We start from the raw sequence: 20,237 nt of genomic DNA, 5'->3' as shown, positions 1-20,237 counted from the left end.
AGATTTTACCAACCTGTCACACAGATTAACTTTCCTCGCTTTCCCCGGCTGGTTTCACATCTGGCGTCTGGCTGGAGTCAGCCTCCTGCCCTTCTTTGCCACTTGGTAAATCTTTTTTGGAAATTTGGGATTCCCCCAGACCCGGCAGGACAAGATTCTGTTTTTCCTCTTCCGTCACTTTTATTTTTTCGGTGGTTTCATAAACACGCCGAACCACTCTGTTTGACAGTCGTTTGCCTTTTGCGGCCGCCCCTTTCAGGAGATATTCATCAAAACTGATATTTACCGAGTTAGAGCGGGCACGTGGTGATGGTATAAGATTGGCCCTGGCATGTTTACCTTCGCCAAAACTGAGCAACAATATTTTTGAGCGCTTATCTTCGGCAAAGACCCGATATTCTTTCTCCATAATAAAGGACGGCATTTTGAATCTCTTGATGTAAACAAGATTCTCCGCACCATCCCGATATATCATGTTAAAGACGAGGTCTTTAGAGACTTTGCCAACCCAAAGCAGGTCATGACCAATAAATATCTTCTCTGAAACCGGAATGATCTTATAAACACCGCTCTCAAAAAGGAGGAATATTCTGTCATATTCCGAACACGGTATTGAGAAGTCCCCTTTTTTCTCATCTTCAGCTTTAATCTGGTGTCCGAGAAAACCGGTCTCACGGTTATAGCCTACAACGAGGTTTGACAGCGCAACCTTTCTGACACTCACTTCCTTGAATTCTGTTATCTCGGTTTGTCGTGGGAAGTTTGCGCCATATTTTTCCAGAATTTTATCAAGATACGATATGGTGTACTTGACCATATCCTTGAGAGACTTCTCTATTACCTTAATTTCCTTATTGATCTGACGAATCTCTTTCTGCTGTTTCTGAATATCGTACCTTGAAATACGTTTGATCCTGATTTCCAGCAACCGCTCAATATCTTCCAGCACAACGGGACGAATCAACTCGTCAGCAAAAGGCAAGAGAGAGCTTTCAACCGTATCGACGACTTTCTTGTATGTAGTCTGTTCCTCGATGTTTTTGTACAGTCGCTCTTCAATAAAGATCTGCTCGAGCATCCTGGCGTGAAGTTTGTCTTTCAATCTGCCAAGATCAATTTCCAACTCCCTGGTCAGATCGGTTACAAGCTTTTCGGTGTTTGAACGCAAGACTTCAGAAACCGAAAGCGTATCAGGCCGATCACCACAAATCAGGGTCAGATTCGGTGAAATTGAAATTTCGCAATCGGTAAATGCATATAACGCCTTTATCGTATCGGCGGCGTGAATACCACGAGCCAGCTTTATCTCAATTTCGACATCTTCCGCGGTGAAATCACTGATTGAGACAATCTTAATTTTGCCGGCCTTGGCAGCTTTTTCTACCGACTCTATGAGGGAAGTAGTGGTCGTAGAATAAGGTATTTCCTTGATAATGACCGTTTTATCGTTCTCTTCCTCAATCCGTGCCCGACAACGGATCTTACCATTTCCGTCATCATACCCTGAGACATCTACCAGACCTTTTTTAGGAAAATCGGGATACAGAATAAACTCTTTACCCTGTAAAATTGCCTTTTGTGCTTCAAGCAACTCACAGAAATTATGAGGCATAATCTTGGTGGCCATGCCCACCGCAATACCCTCTGCCCCCTGTAGCAACAGCATCGGAATTTTAGCAGGTAGAGTTACCGGCTCCATCATCCTGCCATCGTACGACTCGATAAATTCTGTAAGATCCTTATTAAAAAGGACTTCTTTGGCAAGGGGTGACAGGCGGCACTCAATATATCGCGCGGCAGAAGCCTGATCACCTGTAAAGATATTACCGAAATTTCCCTGTCTGTCGATCAGGTAGCCCTTGTTGGCCAGATTGACCAGAGCAGCAAAAATCGAAGCATCACCGTGGGGGTGTAGCTTCATGGTCTCACCGACAAGGTTAGCTACCTTGTGAAACCTGCCATCCTCCATATTGAACAAGGTCTGGAGAATGCGTCGCTGTACTGGCTTCAATCCATCTTCAATGGCAGGGATTGCTCGCTCCCTGATAACATAGGAGGTGTACTCAAGAAAATTCTCGTCAAAAAGCTTATGCAGTTTACCTGGTGAAGAATCCATTCAGTTACTCGATCTTGCCTCTGCTGTTATTGCTGGTCTTAATTAATCGCCTCTTACCACTCTATCTTATGCCTGCTCTTCAACCGAGAGGAGGTTGTCCATGATGTATTGCTTACGCTCGGGTGTGTTCTTCCCCATGTAGAAGGCAAGAACCTTCGGTACTTCGCTCAGAGAGTCCAGCGTAACATCGCGTAACCGAATATCAGGTCCGATAAACTGTTTGAACTCCTTCGGCGAAATCTCTCCAAGCCCTTTGAAGCGAGTAGTTTCCACATTGACTTTCCGCTTGCCTCTGCCCTGCAGTTTTTTGGTGGCGGCAACCTTTTCCTTTTCGGAATAACAGTAGATTGTCTCTTGTTTATTCCTCACCCGGAAAATAGGGGTTTCCAGGATGTAAATATGCCCAAGTTTCACCAACGGCTCGAAATAATGCAGGAAAAAAGTGAGCAGCAGATTTCTGATATGGAGACCGTCGACGTCGGCATCGGTGGCCAGGATGATCTTATCAAAACGAAGAGTTGAGATGGATTCTTCGATATCAAGAGCCCTCATCAGGGAATACATCTCTTCGTTTTTGTAGAGAATATTGAGTTTTTGCCCTAACACGTTCATGGGCTTTCCCTTCAAGGAGAAAACAGCCTGAACCAGCGGATCGCGGGAAGAAACAATGGAACCGGCAGCAGATTGACCCTCTGTTATGAAGATCATGTTATCCCTGCCCTCTTTAGACGGCTTACCCCTTCCCGGATGATATTTACAGTCTTTCAGATTTGGTATTTTAAAGGCGACCTTCCGGGCTTTTGCCCTGGCCTCCTTGCGCACGGTCTGCAATTCCTTGCGCACCTTTTCATTGCGCTGGATCTTGTCCAGCAGCAATTCGGCCATTTCTGTATTTTTATAGAGGGTGGAGGAGACTGCCTCCCGGACCTTATTGACTATCCAGGAACGTACCTCAGTATTGCCGAGCTTATTTTTCGTCTGCGACTCGAAAACAGGCTCCTTAATCTTAATCGCCAGAGTACCGACTATTCCATCCCGCACATCGGTGTTAATGAATTTTTTACCTGAAAATTCATTAATCCCTTTCAGGATTCCTTCACGGAATGCAGAAAGATGGGTGCCGCCCTCACTGGTATAGGTACCATTTACAAAGGTAAAATAATTCTCACCGTAGGAATCGACATGGGAGAATGCAAACTCACACACAGAATCTTTGTAATAAATCGGTGTATAGATATTATTTTCGTCCAACTCTTTATCAAGCAGATCGAGCAGACCGTTAGCCGAGTAGTACAGGGCCTTGTTCAGGTAGAGCTTTAATCCGGCATTGAGATACGCGTAGCGCCACATTCGTTTTTCAACAAATTTGAGGTCATACGCAAAATCAGGAAACATTTCCGGGTCTGCAAAAAACTCAATACTGGTGCCATTCTTTTGCTTGGTCTCTCCTGCATCCTGCGAGACAAGTTCACCATTTTTGAATTGGGCTGTAGCGAACTGCCCGTCACGATAGGCGGTAACCTTAAAGAAACTCGACAAGGCATTGACAGCTTTGGTGCCTACACCATTCAAGCCGACGGAAAACTGAAAAACATCAGTATTATACTTTGCACCGGTATTGATCACCGAAACACAATCGACAATTTTCCCCAAAGGAATACCACGGCCAAAATCCCTGACCTTCACTGTGCCGTCGTCTTCCAGGGTAATGTCAATGCGCTTTCCCGCCCCCATGATGAACTCGTCGACAGAGTTGTCCACCACCTCTTTAAGCAGAATATAAATACCATCATCCTGGTTCGAACCATCACCCAGGCGCCCAATGTACATGCCCGGACGTTTTCGGATATGTTCGAGGGAACTGAGGGTCTTTATCTTACTTTCGTCATAATTGTGAGTGGATGCGTTCATATTCTATATAATGCGAGAGGTTGAGCTTTATCGAATTGCCGACATAGTATTGTATTTTATAGTAATTGGCAACAGCCAGAAACCAAGCGTACCCAACTCCTGATAAGGCCAGTCAAGTCGCACCATTCCACTAAACTTCAAGTTGATGTTAAATAACAATCCAGTAATAGATGCGTTGAGGGGTCGCAGGACGAGAGGACCGAAGGCTCTCAGTGCGTGACGAACTACATCATGCGGATGCGCTCGCAGTCAGGACAGATCCAGGTCGGGCCGTTGGAAATTCCCCATTTGTTTTCCTCAAAACATTCCTTACAGATCTGGAAACCACATGGGCAACTCCAGCAAAATTCTTTTTTCTCATTACAGCAATGACACCGATATTCGCCAAGCTTTCTGAGGCGGTACCCGGCCTTTTTAACACGTTCACTCATTTCTTCAATTCCTGATACATCCAAGCAAGATACTTATCATTCACTTTTACAAGTTGATCTGCTACTATTTCGGGCACATCGTATGGGTGTTGTTCTAAAAGTAGTGCCTCTACCTCAGGATACAATGACTCCAGGGTTTTTACAGAGAGAACAAACTCAATAGACTCAGCGATATCATTCTGCCAATGGTAAAGGCTTTTCACTGGTCCGTGAATCTGCGCACAAGCGACCAGACGATTGTCGAGTAACGCTCGTGCAAGCTTTTCGGCATGTTCCTGTCTTTCAAGAGTTGTCGTAACTATAAGCGCTTCTGCCATCTTCATGCCATATATTATTTATATTTAAGGATTTTTTTGATTTACAGTGATTGTGACCGATCTTCACCGTCACCATCTCCCTTTTCTTTTTGGCCTCGATTGAATATTCTAGCAGGGATTTGTTCAAATACAAAATTCTCACTCAGCAAGCTCTTAAAGGAGATACTATGCTTTTTGTCATTGATGTCGGTAATTCACACACCGTCACAGGGCTCTACGACGGAGATTCACTGATCGGCAGATGGCGACTCAAATCTGATCGCAAAAGAACCGACGATGAACTGGCAATTCGCTACCATTCGCTTTTTGCAATGGAGGGAATAGACACCGGAAAAATCAATGGGGTTGTACTGGCCAGTGTGGTTCCAGCCCTTGAGAGTGCCTGGATATCCTGCTGCAAAAAACATTTTTTCAGTCATTTGGCGGAACCTATATTGGCTATTTCGGATACAAATGTCAACGATATGATCTCCATTAAGCTCCCAAACCCTTCTGAGGTTGGCGCAGACAGACTGGTGAATTCCATTGCAGCATTTGAACGCCATAGGTGCAACCTGGTGGTCGTTGATTTCGGCACCGCAATTACCTTCGACTGTGTAAATGACAAAAACGAATATCTCGGTGGAGCGATCCTCCCCGGGGTGGCCATATCCCTTGAGGCTCTCTCGACCAGGACTGCTAAATTACCACACGTAGATGTGTCCAAACCAGCAGGTAAAATGATCGGCACGAATACCGTTGAAGCCATGCAGAGTGGTATCCTCTATGGTTACGGTGCGATGCTCGACGGAATGATAGCCGGTATCAGAAAGGAAATGACCGAATCAGACGATCAGGAGTTCAAGGTTATTGCCACCGGTGGAATGGCACGGCTCATTTCCCCTTATTCTAATTGTATTGACTATGTCGACCCTCTCCTGACTCTCGACGGATTGCGTATTATTTATAACCGAAAACAAACCGCATAAACCATGATTGAAACAATGCTTCATCCCACAGCACTTGCCAGGAAAGACTCTATCGGGCTCGTTGCTCCAGCCGGTCAATTACCGAATATCAGCCGCTTTGAGACTGGTATCAGAATCCTCTCCGAGATGGGGTTTGAACCTAGATTCCCAAGAACTATGTGGCCGGGCTACGGCTACCTGGCCGACTCTGATACCAACCGCCTTGCAGAGCTCCATAAGAATTTTGCCGATCAGGAAATTAAAGGGCTCATTGCTGCACGGGGCGGCTACGGCTGTCTTCGCCTGGCCGGCGACGTCGATATGCAGTTGATCAGGAGAGAGCGAAAAATGCTGGTGGGTTTTTCGGACATATCATTATTGTTGAATCAGGTCGTTCATCAAGCTGGGCTTCTCTGCCTGCATGGCCCGGTTATAACCTCCCTCTGCGATTGTACTCCACCGGCTCTGGAAAGATTTTATCACTGCATAACCGGTAACTGGGGCAAAGGAATTACTCCTAAAAATCTTGAAATCATACGTGGTGAAGGTGAAGCAAAAGGAATGCTTGTCGGTGGCAATCTGAGTACTCTCATGACAGTTCTGGCAACCCCGTTTGATTTCAGCTGGGAGGATAAAATAGTTCTCCTCGAAGACGTAAGTGAACCACTCTACCGGCTTGACAGGATGCTGACTCAACTCAGTCTGGCTGGAAAATTCGACAAGGTAAAGGGCATTATTCTCGGTGACTTCAACTTTGGCCAAAACCTCGATTTCCTTGAAAAGATGCGGAACCTCGAATATATATGGACTCGTATCAAGGAACTGACTCGTACCAGCCAGGCCACTGTATGGGCCAATTTTCCTTCAGGGCATTGTCCGGACAATCTCACCATTCCCTTGGGAGCGACTGCGATCATGGATTGTGGTAGCGGTGAATTGAGATTCGAGTAGTATGTTTAGTTTTGCGTGACAGGATTTACCAAAAACATGTTCCATTAACGAGATATGATATTTGACTTCAAAGGGCAATAATGCTATAGAAGAGTCTGGTTTTAGCACATCGCATCCATAAGATAATTTCAAATTTCCATACAAAAGAAAATTCATGTCATTCTATAAATATTTACGATCGCACACACGTACTCTTATCGTAGCCGGAGCAACATGCCTTGCTCTGACTTCTCCCGCTCTCGCTGCAGAATACGTCTCTGTTTCCAAGGACAAGGTAAATGTACGCCAAGAGCCGGACACCGGAAGCTCTGTATATATGGAGTTGTTCCAGGGATATCCTCTCGAGGTGTTGAAAAAGCAGGGAGAGTGGAGTCAGATCCGTGACTATGAGGGAGATTCCGGCTGGATTCACAACACACTGATTAGTAAAAACGACACTGTCATTATTAATGCCAAAAAAAGTGTCAACATGCGTTCAGGCCCATCCACAGACGCAGCGATTGTTGCTGACGTGGAGCGTGGCGTTATCATGACCAAAATTGGCCAGGATGGCAAATGGATCAAGCTCAAACACAGTTCCGGCACTGTGGGTTGGATTTACTCCCCGCTGCTGTGGCCCAACTCATAGAGCAAGGCATAACCAGCTCTATCCAGCAGCCTTTATGATTTGATAAGCACTTGTCGCACGAAGTATTCATCTACTTGCATGGGCAAGTGCTTTTTCAATTGAAGGCTCCAGATTCATGGGAAGTCGAACTGTTTTACCTGCTTTATTCTGGAACAGGAAAAAGCCGTTCTCAAGACCATAAAGAAATAGATCCCTGGTAATTTCGACATCTTTTCTGCAATACTTTTGAATCAAGTCGATTCTTCCCTCCTTATACCACTGCAACGCCTGAAGTCCGTCTGCTGACTTTTTTTCACCAAGAGTATGTTCCGCCAGCCTGTCCAGGCTCAGCCGGTAGCCGAGATGATTGCTGATCTCCTCAAGCAGGTCAAGGTTCGGCATTTGCTGGAAATCATAGCTGCTGTAGCCAGAAAGCACCCTGTTATCAAATCGCTTGTTATTAAAACCAACAACGAGATCAAGTTGTTGCAGATGATGAATAAGCTCATCGATTTCGTCTTCGAGATAGGTGACACAACCATCAAGCTCAGAGTCGTAGACTACGCCGACAGAAATCCCCATATTTTCAGCCCGATGCCAGCCTCCGACCTCTTCTGCTGATCGTATCGTTTCCAGATCAAACACACCATATCGACCAGGCAAAGCCTCTAATCCAAGCCGCTGCTGTTTTTGTACCCGCAACGATGAAGAACCTTGAGGGGTTGGATCAGGAAGAACACGTGCATTGTCTGTTGCGCTGAATTCAGACTGATCAGAAGAATTTTTCGAAAGGAGCAAATCAATCAGCTTCAGACAGGCCACTTTATCGATCGGCCTGTTGCCAGAACCGCATTTAGGGGAATGGACACAAGACGGGCAGCCATTTTCGCAGCTGCACGAAGAAATCATTTTTTGTGTTTGCTGCAGCAGCTCATCAATACGATCAAAAGATTCTTCGGCAAGACCAACGCCACCTGAATGACCGTCATAAATGAAAACCGTCGCCTCTTCAGTCTGTTCGTGAAGTGGACATGATATACCGCCTATATCATTACGATCACACAACACCAGCAATGGAAACAACGCAATCATCGCATGCTCAAGGGCATGAATTGCTCCCATGAAATGATATTTTTCCTTTTCCAGCGTCTCTTTTATAGCGGGTGGGATATCAAGCCAGATACCTTCTGTCTCAATAATCTGTTCCGGCAGTTCCAGCGGCACAGTGGCAATCAGCTTCTGGGTTGAATTATTTCTTTTCTGGTAACCGGTAACCTGCTCCGTTACCTTGAGTTTGCCAAAACTCACCCTGCCCCTGAAACTCATTATGGTTTTCCGGGTGTCGAGAATTTCTGTGTTTTTGTTAGACATTGGCCGAGTAAAAAAGCTCGGTTTCATCCCGGTTACCACAACCTCTCTCGCTTCAAAATCAAGGCTCTGTACCACCCAGATTCTCGCCCTGTGAATGTAGACAGCACCCTGGTGACATTCTTTCATTGCCCGGCCGCTATCCACTTCCCCGATAATCTCTCCGGATTCGCTGTTTATAATCGAGAGTTGAGTGCCGCCACCACGAAGACTTACAAGTCTTTGAGGGTACTTCCGCGTAGAGAACCAGATATTGCCATCGGCAGACTGAAGCAATACTGCCTGATTGGCGAGCGAATCAACGGAATCGGCAACCTCCTGGGCAGTAAGAAGACTTTCATCCCTTTCCAATGGCAACTCCGCAGCAGCACAATGCAGGTGCTGCTCCATAATCGCCTTGTTGTCCGGATTTAAAACTGCCGATTCAACACCACGTCGAAAGAAATCATCAGGGTTTCTCATGTAGTATTGATCAAGTGCATCCTCCTGGGCGACCAGAACGATAGCTGAGTCCCTGAACGCTCTTCCTACCCGGCCTCCCCTTTGCCAGGTTGCCATAATGGAACCCGGATAGCCGACCAGGATACAGATATCGAGATCACCAATATCAATCCCAAGTTCCAGAGCCGAGGTAGAGATAACCCCATAGAGTTCGCCACTGGCTAATTTCTGTTCAATATCTCGCCGCTCTTCAGGGAGAAATCCAGCTCTGTATGAGCTGAGTTTATCACTGAGTTTACCGAGTTTCGGGCTGGTCCATATATTAATGAGTTCAGTCATCTTCCGCGACTGAGTATAGACAATGGTACGTAATTCCCGTTTTACCGCAGCCTCAAGCAACTGACTTGCGGTATATGCTGCACTGTCCCAAGGGTTCAAGAGCACCATATGTTTTTCAGCGGTTGGAGCACCACTGCTGCTGATCAGTTCACTTGGTCTGCCCGTTAGTTTTTCGGCAAGTTCGGCAGGGTTACCAATGGTTGCTGAAAGCATAATAAATTGAGGGGTTGCGCCGTAATAACGTGCTATCCTCTGCAGTCTCCTGAGTATCCATGCCATATGCCCACCGAGCACCCCCCGGTACGTGTGCACTTCATCAATGACTATATATTTCAAATTGTTAAAGAAATGAACCCAGTTGCCATGGTAGGCAAGAAGTGATAAATGCAGCATTTCAGGGTTGGTCATAAGAATCGGAACACCCTCTTCCCTGATTCTCCGACGCTGGTAGCTCGATGTATCACCATCGTAAATCGCAGCATAGCGCTTCTTTTGTTCCGGCAACACTTCGTTAAATTCACTGAAAACCCTGAGTTGATCCTGAGCCAGCGCCTTGAGCGGAAAAAGATATAGGGCTGTACCGGATTGATTGCGAAGCAGCATGTCTATGACTGGTAAATTGTAGATCATGCTTTTTCCGGAAGCGGTCGGAGTAGCTGCAATTACATCTTCGCCTGCAAAAACATAAGAAAGAGCCTGTTGCTGATGGCTGTAAAGTTCAGTTATCCCACGCGTATTTAAAAAATCACAGAGCTTCGGGTGAAGCGTATCCGGAAACTGTCTGGACGAGAGCGCTTTTGCCGAAACGGTTTTATGGGAGACGACTTGAGGCCCAAATTTTCTGGATGCCTTCAAAGCTGCTATATATTCCTGCACATTTGACATTTTTTTTTACCGTTGTCCTGCTGCGCCTGTTTTGGATAAATTATGAAAACCGGGTACAGAGTATGTGTATATATTTTTTTGGGGCTGGAGATCGGATAATTACTGTATCACTTGTGAAATATCAGGGTGTCTGTCAAACATCCTGGCAATGATACAAGATTGCTGCCCATGCAACCAGATTTTCACTATCATAAAAAAACCTGCAGCAAACCCCTGTCCTCCCAAATCACCATATTCACTTGCGTTAACAGGGCAGAGGGGCTATTGTCAGACCTTGCAAATTAAATTACAGAATGCTTGCAACGTCCCCACCTGTCTGCTTTTTCAGTGAAGTTGCAGTTGGCTTAACACAATCTAATAACTAACGATACACTTACGATACAATGGCACGTATTGCAACGCTTGGTCCGAAAGGTTCGGATGGGTACCATGCCGTACTCCAGTACGATCCGGATGCAGAAATAGTCCTCTTTAACAGGATCTCAAAAGTTTTTGAGTCCTTCTCAGCTGGTAAGGTTGATAGCGTCGTAGTCCCTGTCTATAACACCAGGGAAGGCGAGGTAAAAGAATATTTCCGCCTTGTTTCCCAGCTTGATGATGGCTATTGGGTAGATAATGTTGTTTTACCTATACATCTCAGTCTTTCACGTCTTCCCGGCAGTCAGAAAATTGGCTTCCCTGTAAAAGTGTTGATCGGGCGCAGCTCTGTATTCAGACAGTGTGAGGAATATATAGATACACACTTCCCTGATGCAACTCTTATGGCGGTTCAGGATATCGAAACCGCTTTTAAGGATATAGAAGATAACATACGTACCAACTACGCCATTATTGAATCAGAGGAGCTGGTTAAGGAATTCGGCTTTGAGCTCATCGAGCGTGAAGTTGTCTCACACAACCGGACCCGCTTTGCTGTGATAAGTCGTGAGCTTGCCCCTACCACCGGTTACGATGCAACCGCCATAATCACTCGCCCTTTGAGAGACAGGGTCGGTATGTTGGCAGATATTCTCGGTGAGTTTACCAGGCGGGGTATCAACATTCTCGATCTGCAATCAGAAAATGATATCCAGACACAGAAGCTCAGAATCTATATTGAGGTTGAGGGGCACGTCGAAAACCAGAACATGCAGGATGCCGTAAACCGTCTTGAGAATGTAATCATCCAGGAGGAAGATTCACTTAAGCTGCTCGGTTCCTTTCCTCGTGTGGATATGCGAGTGAAAAAGATCAAGTCATTCGGTTTTATAGGCTCCGGCGCCATGTCTACCTGGTTTGCTGATCGTCTGCAGAGTGAAGGTTACACCACCTATGTTACCGGCAGGTCTACCGAACTTCGCCCTGAACAGATGATAGATATGGCGGATGTGATTATAGTATGTGTGCCAATCTCAGTAACAGCTGATACAATCGCGCAATATGGCCCGTTGCTTAAAGGTGATCAAGCCCTTATCATACTTGCCGGGGAATCTGAAAACACCTTGCAGACAGCCATGGACTCCACCGACCCCTCTGTTGAAATTATGTTTGTACATAATCTCTGGGGGCCGCAGGCTGTGAGCATGAAGGATAAAAATGCCATCGTCGTGCGCACACCAAGAAGCGGAAGCTTCTGCAGCGAGTTTGAAGCATTCATGTACAAACATGGTGCTGAGATTTTCCATGACAATGCACGCCAGCACGACCTGTTAATGGGTGTCGGCCAGAAGTTGCCGACCACGATCTCTGTTGCCCTCGCACGAACTTTGGCGGAGCATGAAATATCCTGCGAGGATATCGGAAGTCATTCCACCCTTACCTCTCTCTACGGTATTCTTTCGATGGCACGGGTTCACAATCAGAACCCGAGAACCTATGCCGAAATCATGGCCACCAAGGGTGACGGGCGAAAGATTGTTGAGAGTTTTGCCAAAAATCTGCTACAGATAGTCGAAATGGCCGAGCAGGGAAAAATTCATGAAATTTCTGAAATGATGGAAGATAACAGAAAGTTTATGACCCCGCAGTTCCTGCAGAGCAGGATGAAACAGGCAAAAGCGGTGGATTCGGTTCTGAGCGATGGTGGCTTAAAATTTGATTTGTAGAATTTCTTAAAAACTTAAACATCTGCAATACATGCAGATGTATTTCATTTTTTACAGGAGCGTTGGCGCATGTTTAACACAGATTACAGTTTTCTTGAGGAAGAGCACGTCTGTCCTCACTGCAAGCAGAAATTGGAATGTTGTGAAGCACCGCAATTCCACGTTGGGGACGGCCTCGGTTGGGGTTCTGATGTACTTTTCATCTGCCTTAATGATGAGTGCTCTCTCTTTAAAAACGGCTGGAAACGAATTGAAGAGCAGTACGGTCACAGATCTTCCTATCGCTATATGGAACTCCCCGGCAGCAAGGAAGGTAACGTGATGATGGTCGGTAATGCCATGGCTTTCAAGGGAAGTATCATTGACCCGGAAGCTATCTTGCAGCAAAATACCAGATACAATAAGGAAAAAGAAGCAACCGAGGCACTTGATAGCTGTGTCGCCAAAAAGGACCTTGGACCGGTCCTGACGCTCATCCTGGATGAGGCTGCAAACAGAGAGCAGCGTAAAAAAGCGATCAGCCTGCTGCTACCTCTCAATGACCTTGCCTGCATAGACCCGCTTCGCAATCACACCTTTCGCGATACCTCTTTTGAGCAGGATATCAACATGGTGATATCCCAACTGCTGCAGAATAATTTCAAAAAAGAATGTCCCTATTGTTCTGAGATTATTAAGGCACAGGCTGCTAAGTGTATGCACTGTAAAGCAGATATGTAAAAAATATTGTTGCAAAAGGGAAATCGAGCGAGTATAAAGGACGTCTCTTGAGCAGCACATAACAGATGGTGGGCGTAGCTCAGTTGGTTAGAGCACTTGGTTGTGGCCCAAGAGGCCGTGGGTTCGAGTCCCATCGCCCACCCCATCTGATTTGTATAAGGCGGATAGCGACATGCTATCCGCCTTTTTTATTGAATCCCACCTGCACGACCACATAGAGTGGGATTGTACAAAATGCCCTGTTTTTCATCGACGGTCTGGAAAGCATGGGGTCATGAATGCTAGAATAGATGTATCGTTTATAGTATTTTCTGCTTCTTTGACTTTTTTATTGTATTCCCGGGTTAACTGGTTGCAAAAGATTCATTTAATTTGTATATAGTTGCTCGCTTAAGACGCACATGAAAAGATGATAGATGGTGGGCGTAGCTCAGTTGGTTAGAGCACTTGGTTGTGGCCCAAGAGGCCGTGGGTTCGAGTCCCATCGCCCACCCCATCTATTTCTTGTAATTTCAATTCTTTGAGTAGATTTATGGCTGAAATAATGTTGTTCAGTAGTTGTTCAGCTTAAAGTCTTGTAAATTACGTTGTTCAACTCGGTTGTTCAGTACGTATTCAGCCTGGTTGTTCAGAAATAAAAAAGCCCTGGTCGTCACATTGATGACCAGGGCTTTTTCTGTCTTTACAGTCTGAACTCCCCTTTCAGCTTTGAATCTTTAGTTTCTTAACCACTCCCCTGCTCTTTTCTGCATTTCCACAACCTGCATAGTGGCTGCAGTCTTTTCGCTTTGATCCGGCAGAAAGTACCTTTTAAAAGAACCAGAAGCATGATAGACGCGAACGAGCTTTCGTATAGGGTTGCTACACTCCAGACTATACAAGAGCGACTTATAAAAATCACAGGGAAGGCACTTTGACGAGCTAGCCGGCCTAACATCCATGCAACTACCCTTCCATTTCGCCAATAAGCTCTGAAAGCCCTGGCAGGAGCATGGTGAGTCTATTCTTTTCTTAGGCTCTCGCCAAAAATAGGAAAGCCGAAAAAAAAGCGCTCCTCCACACCTCTCCTTAGCAAGATTTGGTACGTTTATTGGCAATTAAGGTGGTGTTGGCAATCGGTCTGTGGGCCTTGGCCACTGGCTGGATTGCTTGAGAAAAAGCCCATTGCATGGTTAGCAATAGTTTTCAGAGTTTCATAAAAAAACGGATCCTCGCCTATTTTGTGTAATACCGCTGAATTTACAAAGAATTAATGCTTTGGGGACTTTTTATTTTATCAGTTAACTAGAATAAAGGGGAAATGTTGTGAAAGGCAAATGGAACTATTGGAGTTCTTGCAAGCTGGAGCTTGCGGATCCGGCGCTGAAATACAGAAGATGAAACATCGCTTAGCTTGACTGGTTCCAGGGTGGGTGTGTATTGCCAAAGTATCCAGGGAAATTTTTATGGTATGCAAGGCGCCAGTCATTTTCGGCAGTACTTAAATCGTGGTCCGTCCCCTATTGTTCCCCAATTGAGCTGCCAGAGCAGTTAGAACTATTGAAGTTCTTGAAAGTTGGTGCTTGCGGATCCGGCGCTGAAAGAGAAGAAGATCAAACATCGCTCAACTTGACCGGTTCCGGGGGGATGTGTGTTGCCAAAGCATCCAGGGTACTTTTTATGGTATCCTGGAAGCCCGTTTTTTTTTGCGGTAATACTTATCATGGATGTCCTTTATTATTCAGCGAGTCCGCCTCGAACGCTTGGCTGGGCCTTTATTTGCAATTCTTATCATGTAATTGTTGATAGTTTTGGCGTGCCGTATATGCTTTTTTATCTGTTGTTTATATTGTTTATCCAGGCCATCAACAAATGGGTCTCTCTCAAGAAGGTGATTTTGGAATTCAAATGTCTGTATAGCTAGCTTTCGAGATAATTCTTCTCTTTCTTCGCTTTCATTTGGTTCCCATTTTTTACTAGAAGTGTCTTGTGGAAACTTTACAATTTCACCATTATTTTGAATAAACACATCCCCGACACCATTTTCCCAATTAAGTGAATTGTTTTGGACATAATCAGTGCTATAGTGTTCATGGATTAGGTCTTCAGGGAGTTCATCTCTACTGAACATAGGTTGGTATAATTGAGTACATCCAGTTTTTATTGATTTACGAATGATTGGATACATCACTCTCTCCCTCCCACCTACTACTTCTACTTCGGATTTATGTTTATCTGGGTGATCTATGATTCTAGTTGCATACGGAAAACCTAATCTGCCCGAAAAGAGGAATACTCTCGAAATATTAAAAAAGTGATACTTATTAATAACCAGAGTAAAACAAGTAGGAGAGTATTGAAACGAAGGAGTATTAGCCCCAATAAAACCAACCCCTTCGAGAGAGTCTTTGCATTTATATACTGCCACCATTCTGTCATATAACCCGGTTCTTTTCGTTATATGATACCTAGGTCTGATACTAGACATATTTTTGTCAAGGTAGAGATAGGCTAACCACAAGCCAACTCTAACCTTATCTAGCCAATCTAAAAAGTAACTTACTTCATCGTTTGTGATAGATTCAGCATTTACCAATTTTTCAACTATAGGCTTAACTTTTGATTCAAGTCTTCCAAATTTGGTATTACAATTCTCGCAAGAAGGAAATTTAAACTGGTCGTATGGATACATACGTTGGGGAGTATCTTTTTTATTCCAGTCTAATCCTAGATTGATTTTTCTCTTTGGGTCACCAGTCATTCTGATAAGCCAATGAGGAATTATATGCTCAAGATTTTTTGATTGTGGTTTTTCACCACAGAAGACACAGAATTTCTCCATTCACATTCTCTTTTTGATGCCCAACACCCTGGTCAGTGGGCCGGAACGAGGTGGACTAAAATATGCTGTAATGAAATGAAAGCATATTTTTGGCTGCGGAGTGTAGGTTCCATCTGCACCAGCTTGTTATGTGATTTCATGTGACACCGATATGAGTTCCTTCAGCTCATCTATTTTCAATGCGGGTTTGACCGAATGAAGCATTGCGTGGCAATTGGGACATACAGGCACAAGATCCGCAGTTGGATTTAATTCATATTTTTTGCGTACTTCTGCAATGGGAACCACATGGTGAACATGTATATAATTCCTGCCTATTTCACCGTACTTTTCTTCAAAATTGAAGCCACAAACACAACAACCGTACCCGTGCTTTTCTAGGCATATTCGGCGAGCAGCACCATTTCTTTCGAAAGTGTTCACGGTTACAGACTTAATCGCACCTTCCGTGAAAATTTCCTTAGAATCAACTTCTTCAGGCAAGTGTGTTTTTTGATCTTCGCTTGCTGCGTACCATCCTTTGCCAACCCTGATCAACTCGCGTTCGGTTACCTCGGGTGTAAATCCGGCAATCTTGGAAGGGCTAAACTCATCATCTTCATCTGCGAGCGATCGAATCATAGGAAACGTGTATAGCGTATATCCTTCTTCTAAAATTAGACGGATATGTTCGCGAGACTGGGAATAAGCTGGCTGCTTTCTTCCCTTCCTGCTCCGCGTCCACGTGTCACTTAGGATAAGACTCTTACTGCCATCACTAAAGGTGTCCCAAGAACCAAAAATTACTTGTCTCCTTTCGTGATTTACAAATGACCAACTCCACGTCCAATTAACGCAGGATGCCCCCAGAGATTCGACAAACTGTTTTCTATTCATGGCACTGAATCGATCCTTTCACATAATAAGTAATTATACAGATCTGTATAACATCAAAAAATGAGTTTTATCTAGAATGACTGTACAGCTACTCACAAAGCTTCATAAATATAAAAAATCAGCAATAGCAGATACATATGCATCAAACAACATGACCCAAAAACATGAAATATGTCAATGCGTATATCTGCCTATTGAAAGAGAACTTGCTATGAAAGGTCGTGATTGTAATGCTTTTGGCTAAATGGGGAAAATGTCAGGAAGGATAATTGCTCATGAAAAAGTATATTTCACGACACAGTTAAGTATTTTATTACCATCTAACATGATGTGATGCCCCAGTACTATTGAAGCTTTTGCAAGTTGGTGCTTGCGGATCCGGCACTGGTGGAATTAGAAAGAACAGAAGATTAAACAGAACTCACTTGACCGGTTCCGGGGTGAGTGTGCGTTGCCAAAGTGTCCAGGGCACTTTTTATAGCATCCAGGGCGCCGGTTATCTCCGGTAATAAGCTTGGTCCTCCTGGTGCACTTATTGAAATTTTAGGTGCTTGAATATTGTACCCACCACCGGCAGTGGTGGTTTTGGGTCCTGAAACATTCTCTGTTGAGTTTCCGCCCACGGTTTCGGTACGGTTGCCGGTTGCGTTTTCGGTGATGGTTGCGGCACTGTCGGTAATCGAGCCACCGGTTTTTCTTTCCCAATTGCCTGCAGGGTCCACAACCTGGTACACACCATCGGCCTGCTGCCACCGGCCCATTTTATCTGGTACCGCTGGCATTGATCTGCCAATGGCATAGATGCGCTGGATAACAGGATGGTCCGGCCTGCCCTCTATCCACCTTACGGTTACGATTGTGCCGGGGCTCGGCCAGTGAAACATCCCGGCATTTTCTCCGGCAGCCGGGACCGGCAGCGGTACCGCCTCATATAACGGGAAACCTTCAGCCGGGTTTCCATCCGGTGTTAGAATTTCAATATCGGCAGCAAACTTTGGCTTAAATCTATCGCTTGTTTCACCACCTGCAGGTGGATCCGAAATTTTCACTATTCGGGCAAAGCGGTCCAGGTGATAGCCACCGGCCAGCTCCGGAAACATCCTCAATACTATACGTTTAATCGCCTCCCGCATGTCACCACCATTTCATGGCCGTTTTTTAACTGCAAGCGTTGTTCATTAGAATTTTTGGGGACATGCTATCAGGGAGCAAACATTTTTTGTGGGTTCGAGTCCCATAGCCCACCCCATCTATTGCATGGAATTTCAATACATGAGGCTATTTTAACTTCAAACTGTTGAGCAACCTGAAGTACAGAATCAGAAATAAGAAAGGCCCCGGCATCATAATGATGACCGGGGCCTTTTTTTTATCTAGTCTGAACTTTAGAAATCGAGATTCGAACTAACACTCACGTTCTGAAATTTTTTAAAATCAGTTATCAAAGATTGATAGAAAACATCCTGACCAGATTGCCAGCTCCCCATCCACTCCCCTCTAAGCAAACACTTCAACCGTCCTCATCGCAATGAGCAGAAGGAATCAGGGGAAAGAGTACCTGATCAAATTTCGATTCATATCGGCCTATCGGCCAATTGGGTTAGCTCAGAGTAATTACCTTGTCAGCCAATTGGGTGGCCATTACGATGTCCAGCATATTGGTTGTATCGCCAACCTCTTTCTGGGCAAGTAAGTCATAATGTTCCAGACAGGTTCCGCAAGCCAGAATAGTTACCCCTTCACTCTGGTAGTTTCGTAATTCTTCAACCACAGGAGACGATTGTACGGTCAGTTTCACTCCGCTGTTCACAAAAATTATCTGCCACAACTCAGGCCCCATCTCTTTCAGGGTTTTGATATAATTGATCATCAATTTCTTACCGAGTTCGTCATCCCCCTGCCCCATGCGGTCCGTCATTATTAAAACCACATTTTTTCGGGTCTCCTGAGTCACATCGGTAGCAGCTTGTTGCACTTTTTCTGCCCGCTGCTGACCATCGAAGCTGGCAGTGAGTATACTGTTTCCTTTGTCAGCAACAGAAGTAACAGAATATCCTCTGGAATTGAGAAAACGTGTTACATTTTCCGACGAAGCGGCATTATCTACAATAACGCGTAACTCGCTCAGTTCTTCTTTTTCCACGACATCTTTTACCAGCAAAACTGGCGCAGGACAGGTTAATCCACACGCATCGATTTCTTTCGCCATCTCTCTATCCTTATTATTTGAGAATTATCCTATTTTGAGCTGCACTCTCCACTTCACCAATAACAGCGGCAGCTTCGACACCATTATCTGCAAGCTGCCGAACGAGCCTGTCACTCTCTTTTTCAGGACAACCGATAAGCAAGCCCCCTGAGGTTTGTGGATCAAAGAGAATGTCTCGTAAGACAGGGTCAAATTCAGCCGGCATGGAAACTCTATCCTGTATGTGTTCCCTGTTTCTGTGAGCACCAACCGGCACTAACCCCATTGCCGCAAATTCATACGCCATAGCCATTATGGGCATTTTACCTGTATCTATGGTGACCTTGGTCCCGGTGCCTGTGAGCATTTCTGCCAGGTGCCCGAGCAGGCCGAAACCGGTAACATCGGTACAGGCTGAAACTGGAAAGCGCTCCATTACTTCAGCCGCTGTTTTGTTAAGACTGGCCATAAACTCCGTGACGGCGGCAATGGTCTGGTCAGATGCGAGCCCACCCTTCATTGCCGTATTGATTATGCCGGTTCCGAGCGGTTTGGTAAGAATCAGGCTATCCCCTTCCCGAAGTCCCTGGTTTTTCAAAACACGACCAGGATGGATAAAGCCGGTGACCGACAGCCCGTATTTCAGTTCACTATCCTCAACGCTGTGGCCACCCAGAAGAACCGTTTCCGCCTCTTTCAGGGTATCAGCTCCACCAGCAAGAATCTCTCTTAACGGCTCAGGGCCCATCACGTCCATCGGATAGGCGACAATATTCATCGCCGTCTTCGGAACACCACCCATGGCATAGACATCCGAGAGACTGTTTGCTGCAGCAATGCGGCCAAACTGATATGGATCGTCAACGACAGGGGTGAAGAAATCGACCGTCTGTATCAGGGCCAACTCTTCAGATACCCTGTACACTCCGGCATCGTCTGCTGTCGCTGTTCCCACGAGCACATTTGCATCTGTTGGAAATTGTAACTGGGTCAAGGCACGCTCCAGATCCGCTGGAGCAAGTTTGGAAGCTCAACCGCCGCCTTTCACACATTTGGTAAGTCGTATTGCATCTTTCTTATCAGCCATATGTACAAATAACCTCTTCAGCCCTGTAGGTGTGATATTCACCGCATAAAGGACATTCTGAACTCAAGGAAACGTTCCCGATAAGTTTCTTTTCACCGGAATCGGACACCACTATTTCATAACCATCCTGAAGAAAATAATCAGATGT

Annotated in this window: 15 protein-coding genes and 2 tRNA genes; 7 read left to right on the top strand and 10 right to left on the bottom strand. The window is 45.3% G+C overall.

What is annotated here, in order from left to right; translation table 11 throughout:
* Window positions 1-25 precede the first annotated feature (25 nt).
* From ACN5NT_RS05815 to cutA, 4 genes are all read right to left on the bottom strand, one after another.
* The gene (locus tag ACN5NT_RS05815) at window positions 26-2,116 is read right to left on the bottom strand and encodes a DNA topoisomerase IV subunit A (protein WP_419174804.1); all 2,091 of its coding nucleotides are present in this window, start codon (window positions 2,114-2,116) and stop codon (window positions 26-28) included.
* Between the two features lie 66 nt (window positions 2,117-2,182).
* Entirely contained in the window at window positions 2,183-4,027 is a 1,845-nt protein-coding gene (locus ACN5NT_RS05810; RefSeq protein WP_136796743.1) for a DNA topoisomerase IV subunit B, read from the bottom strand.
* 224 nt (window positions 4,028-4,251) lie between these two features.
* Window positions 4,252-4,458, bottom strand: a complete 207-nt coding sequence (locus tag ACN5NT_RS05805; RefSeq protein ID WP_136796744.1) for a hypothetical protein — start codon at window positions 4,456-4,458, stop codon at window positions 4,252-4,254.
* Window positions 4,455-4,775, bottom strand: coding sequence for a divalent-cation tolerance protein CutA (gene cutA, locus ACN5NT_RS05800; protein ID WP_176360052.1), 321 nt, complete (start codon window positions 4,773-4,775; stop codon window positions 4,455-4,457). Before cutA ends, ACN5NT_RS05805 begins: the two co-directional genes overlap by 4 nt.
* Window positions 4,776-4,942: 167 nt before the next feature.
* On the opposite strand from cutA, the gene ACN5NT_RS05795 reads away from it, so the two are divergent.
* From ACN5NT_RS05795 to ACN5NT_RS05785, 3 genes are all read left to right on the top strand, one after another.
* Complete coding sequence (locus ACN5NT_RS05795; protein ID WP_136796746.1) at window positions 4,943-5,743, top strand: type III pantothenate kinase; 801 nt, start codon at window positions 4,943-4,945, stop codon at window positions 5,741-5,743.
* A gap of 3 nt (window positions 5,744-5,746) precedes the next feature.
* Window positions 5,747-6,673 carry a S66 peptidase family protein gene (locus ACN5NT_RS05790; RefSeq protein WP_419174803.1) on the top strand — a complete coding sequence of 309 codons (927 nt, stop codon included), beginning with the start codon at window positions 5,747-5,749 and terminating at the stop codon, window positions 6,671-6,673.
* A 154-nt stretch (window positions 6,674-6,827) separates the two neighbouring features.
* Complete coding sequence (locus tag ACN5NT_RS05785) at window positions 6,828-7,301, top strand: SH3 domain-containing protein (RefSeq protein ID WP_419174802.1); 474 nt, start codon at window positions 6,828-6,830, stop codon at window positions 7,299-7,301.
* Between the two features lie 66 nt (window positions 7,302-7,367).
* On the opposite strand, the gene ACN5NT_RS05780 is transcribed toward ACN5NT_RS05785, so the two are convergent.
* The gene (locus ACN5NT_RS05780) at window positions 7,368-10,313 is read right to left on the bottom strand and encodes a DEAD/DEAH box helicase (RefSeq protein WP_419174801.1); all 2,946 of its coding nucleotides are present in this window, start codon (window positions 10,311-10,313) and stop codon (window positions 7,368-7,370) included.
* Window positions 10,314-10,696: 383 nt separating this feature from the next.
* On the opposite strand from ACN5NT_RS05780, the gene ACN5NT_RS05775 reads away from it, so the two are divergent.
* The 4 genes from ACN5NT_RS05775 to ACN5NT_RS05760 all read left to right on the top strand — a co-directional run bounded on the left by ACN5NT_RS05775 (window position 10,697) and on the right by ACN5NT_RS05760 (window position 13,613).
* Window positions 10,697-12,397, top strand: a complete 1,701-nt coding sequence (locus tag ACN5NT_RS05775; protein WP_419174800.1) for a prephenate dehydratase domain-containing protein — start codon at window positions 10,697-10,699, stop codon at window positions 12,395-12,397.
* 69 nt (window positions 12,398-12,466) lie between these two features.
* Window positions 12,467-13,117 carry a zinc ribbon domain-containing protein gene (locus ACN5NT_RS05770; protein WP_136796751.1) on the top strand — a complete coding sequence of 217 codons (651 nt, stop codon included), beginning with the start codon at window positions 12,467-12,469 and terminating at the stop codon, window positions 13,115-13,117.
* 68 nt (window positions 13,118-13,185) lie between these two features.
* Window positions 13,186-13,262, top strand: a tRNA-His gene (locus ACN5NT_RS05765).
* A 274-nt stretch (window positions 13,263-13,536) separates the two neighbouring features.
* Window positions 13,537-13,613 (top strand) — tRNA-His (locus ACN5NT_RS05760).
* Between the two features lie 1,224 nt (window positions 13,614-14,837).
* Here ACN5NT_RS05760 and ACN5NT_RS05755 read toward each other — a convergent pair.
* The 5 genes from ACN5NT_RS05755 to selD all read right to left on the bottom strand — a co-directional run bounded on the left by ACN5NT_RS05755 (window position 14,838) and on the right by selD (window position 20,089).
* On the bottom strand, window positions 14,838-15,938 hold the full coding sequence (locus ACN5NT_RS05755; RefSeq protein ID WP_419174799.1) for a hypothetical protein: 1,101 nt from the start codon (window positions 15,936-15,938) through the stop codon (window positions 14,838-14,840).
* A 126-nt stretch (window positions 15,939-16,064) separates the two neighbouring features.
* Window positions 16,065-16,814, bottom strand: coding sequence for an HNH endonuclease (locus ACN5NT_RS05750; protein WP_419174798.1), 750 nt, complete (start codon window positions 16,812-16,814; stop codon window positions 16,065-16,067).
* A gap of 410 nt (window positions 16,815-17,224) precedes the next feature.
* Window positions 17,225-17,947 carry a hypothetical protein gene (locus ACN5NT_RS05745; protein ID WP_419174797.1) on the bottom strand — a complete coding sequence of 241 codons (723 nt, stop codon included), beginning with the start codon at window positions 17,945-17,947 and terminating at the stop codon, window positions 17,225-17,227.
* A gap of 467 nt (window positions 17,948-18,414) precedes the next feature.
* Window positions 18,415-19,023 carry a sulfurtransferase-like selenium metabolism protein YedF gene (yedF, locus tag ACN5NT_RS05740; protein WP_419174796.1) on the bottom strand — a complete coding sequence of 203 codons (609 nt, stop codon included), beginning with the start codon at window positions 19,021-19,023 and terminating at the stop codon, window positions 18,415-18,417.
* Between the two features lie 13 nt (window positions 19,024-19,036).
* Entirely contained in the window at window positions 19,037-20,089 is a 1,053-nt protein-coding gene (gene selD / locus ACN5NT_RS05735; protein WP_419174795.1) for a selenide, water dikinase SelD, read from the bottom strand.
* Between the last annotated feature and the right edge of the window lie 148 nt (window positions 20,090-20,237).

Origin of the sequence: Desulfosediminicola sp. (assembly GCF_048381775.1) — a bacterium.
Classification (GTDB): Bacteria; Desulfobacterota; Desulfobulbia; order Desulfobulbales; family Desulfocapsaceae; genus Desulfopila; species Desulfopila ganghwensis.
This window is presented reverse-complemented; position numbering and strand designations above follow the sequence as displayed.

Excerpts from the sequence above, each read along its gene's own strand:
- ACN5NT_RS05815 (WP_419174804.1), bottom strand. The coding sequence starts at position 2,116 with ATGGATTCTTCACCAGGTAAACTGCATAAGCTTTTTGACGAGAATTTT.
- ACN5NT_RS05810 (WP_136796743.1), bottom strand. The coding sequence starts at position 4,027 with ATGAACGCATCCACTCACAATTATGACGAAAGTAAGATAAAGACCCTC.
- ACN5NT_RS05805 (WP_136796744.1), bottom strand. The coding sequence starts at position 4,458 with ATGAGTGAACGTGTTAAAAAGGCCGGGTACCGCCTCAGAAAGCTTGGC.
- cutA (WP_176360052.1), bottom strand. The coding sequence starts at position 4,775 with ATGGCAGAAGCGCTTATAGTTACGACAACTCTTGAAAGACAGGAACAT.
- ACN5NT_RS05795 (WP_136796746.1), top strand. The coding sequence starts at position 4,943 with ATGCTTTTTGTCATTGATGTCGGTAATTCACACACCGTCACAGGGCTC.
- ACN5NT_RS05790 (WP_419174803.1), top strand. The coding sequence starts at position 5,747 with ATGATTGAAACAATGCTTCATCCCACAGCACTTGCCAGGAAAGACTCT.
- ACN5NT_RS05785 (WP_419174802.1), top strand. The coding sequence starts at position 6,828 with ATGTCATTCTATAAATATTTACGATCGCACACACGTACTCTTATCGTA.
- ACN5NT_RS05780 (WP_419174801.1), bottom strand. The coding sequence starts at position 10,313 with ATGTCAAATGTGCAGGAATATATAGCAGCTTTGAAGGCATCCAGAAAA.
- ACN5NT_RS05775 (WP_419174800.1), top strand. The coding sequence starts at position 10,697 with ATGGCACGTATTGCAACGCTTGGTCCGAAAGGTTCGGATGGGTACCAT.
- ACN5NT_RS05770 (WP_136796751.1), top strand. The coding sequence starts at position 12,467 with ATGTTTAACACAGATTACAGTTTTCTTGAGGAAGAGCACGTCTGTCCT.
- ACN5NT_RS05755 (WP_419174799.1), bottom strand. The coding sequence starts at position 15,938 with ATGGAGAAATTCTGTGTCTTCTGTGGTGAAAAACCACAATCAAAAAAT.
- ACN5NT_RS05750 (WP_419174798.1), bottom strand. The coding sequence starts at position 16,814 with ATGAATAGAAAACAGTTTGTCGAATCTCTGGGGGCATCCTGCGTTAAT.
- ACN5NT_RS05745 (WP_419174797.1), bottom strand. The coding sequence starts at position 17,947 with ATGCGGGAGGCGATTAAACGTATAGTATTGAGGATGTTTCCGGAGCTG.
- yedF (WP_419174796.1), bottom strand. The coding sequence starts at position 19,023 with ATGGCGAAAGAAATCGATGCGTGTGGATTAACCTGTCCTGCGCCAGTT.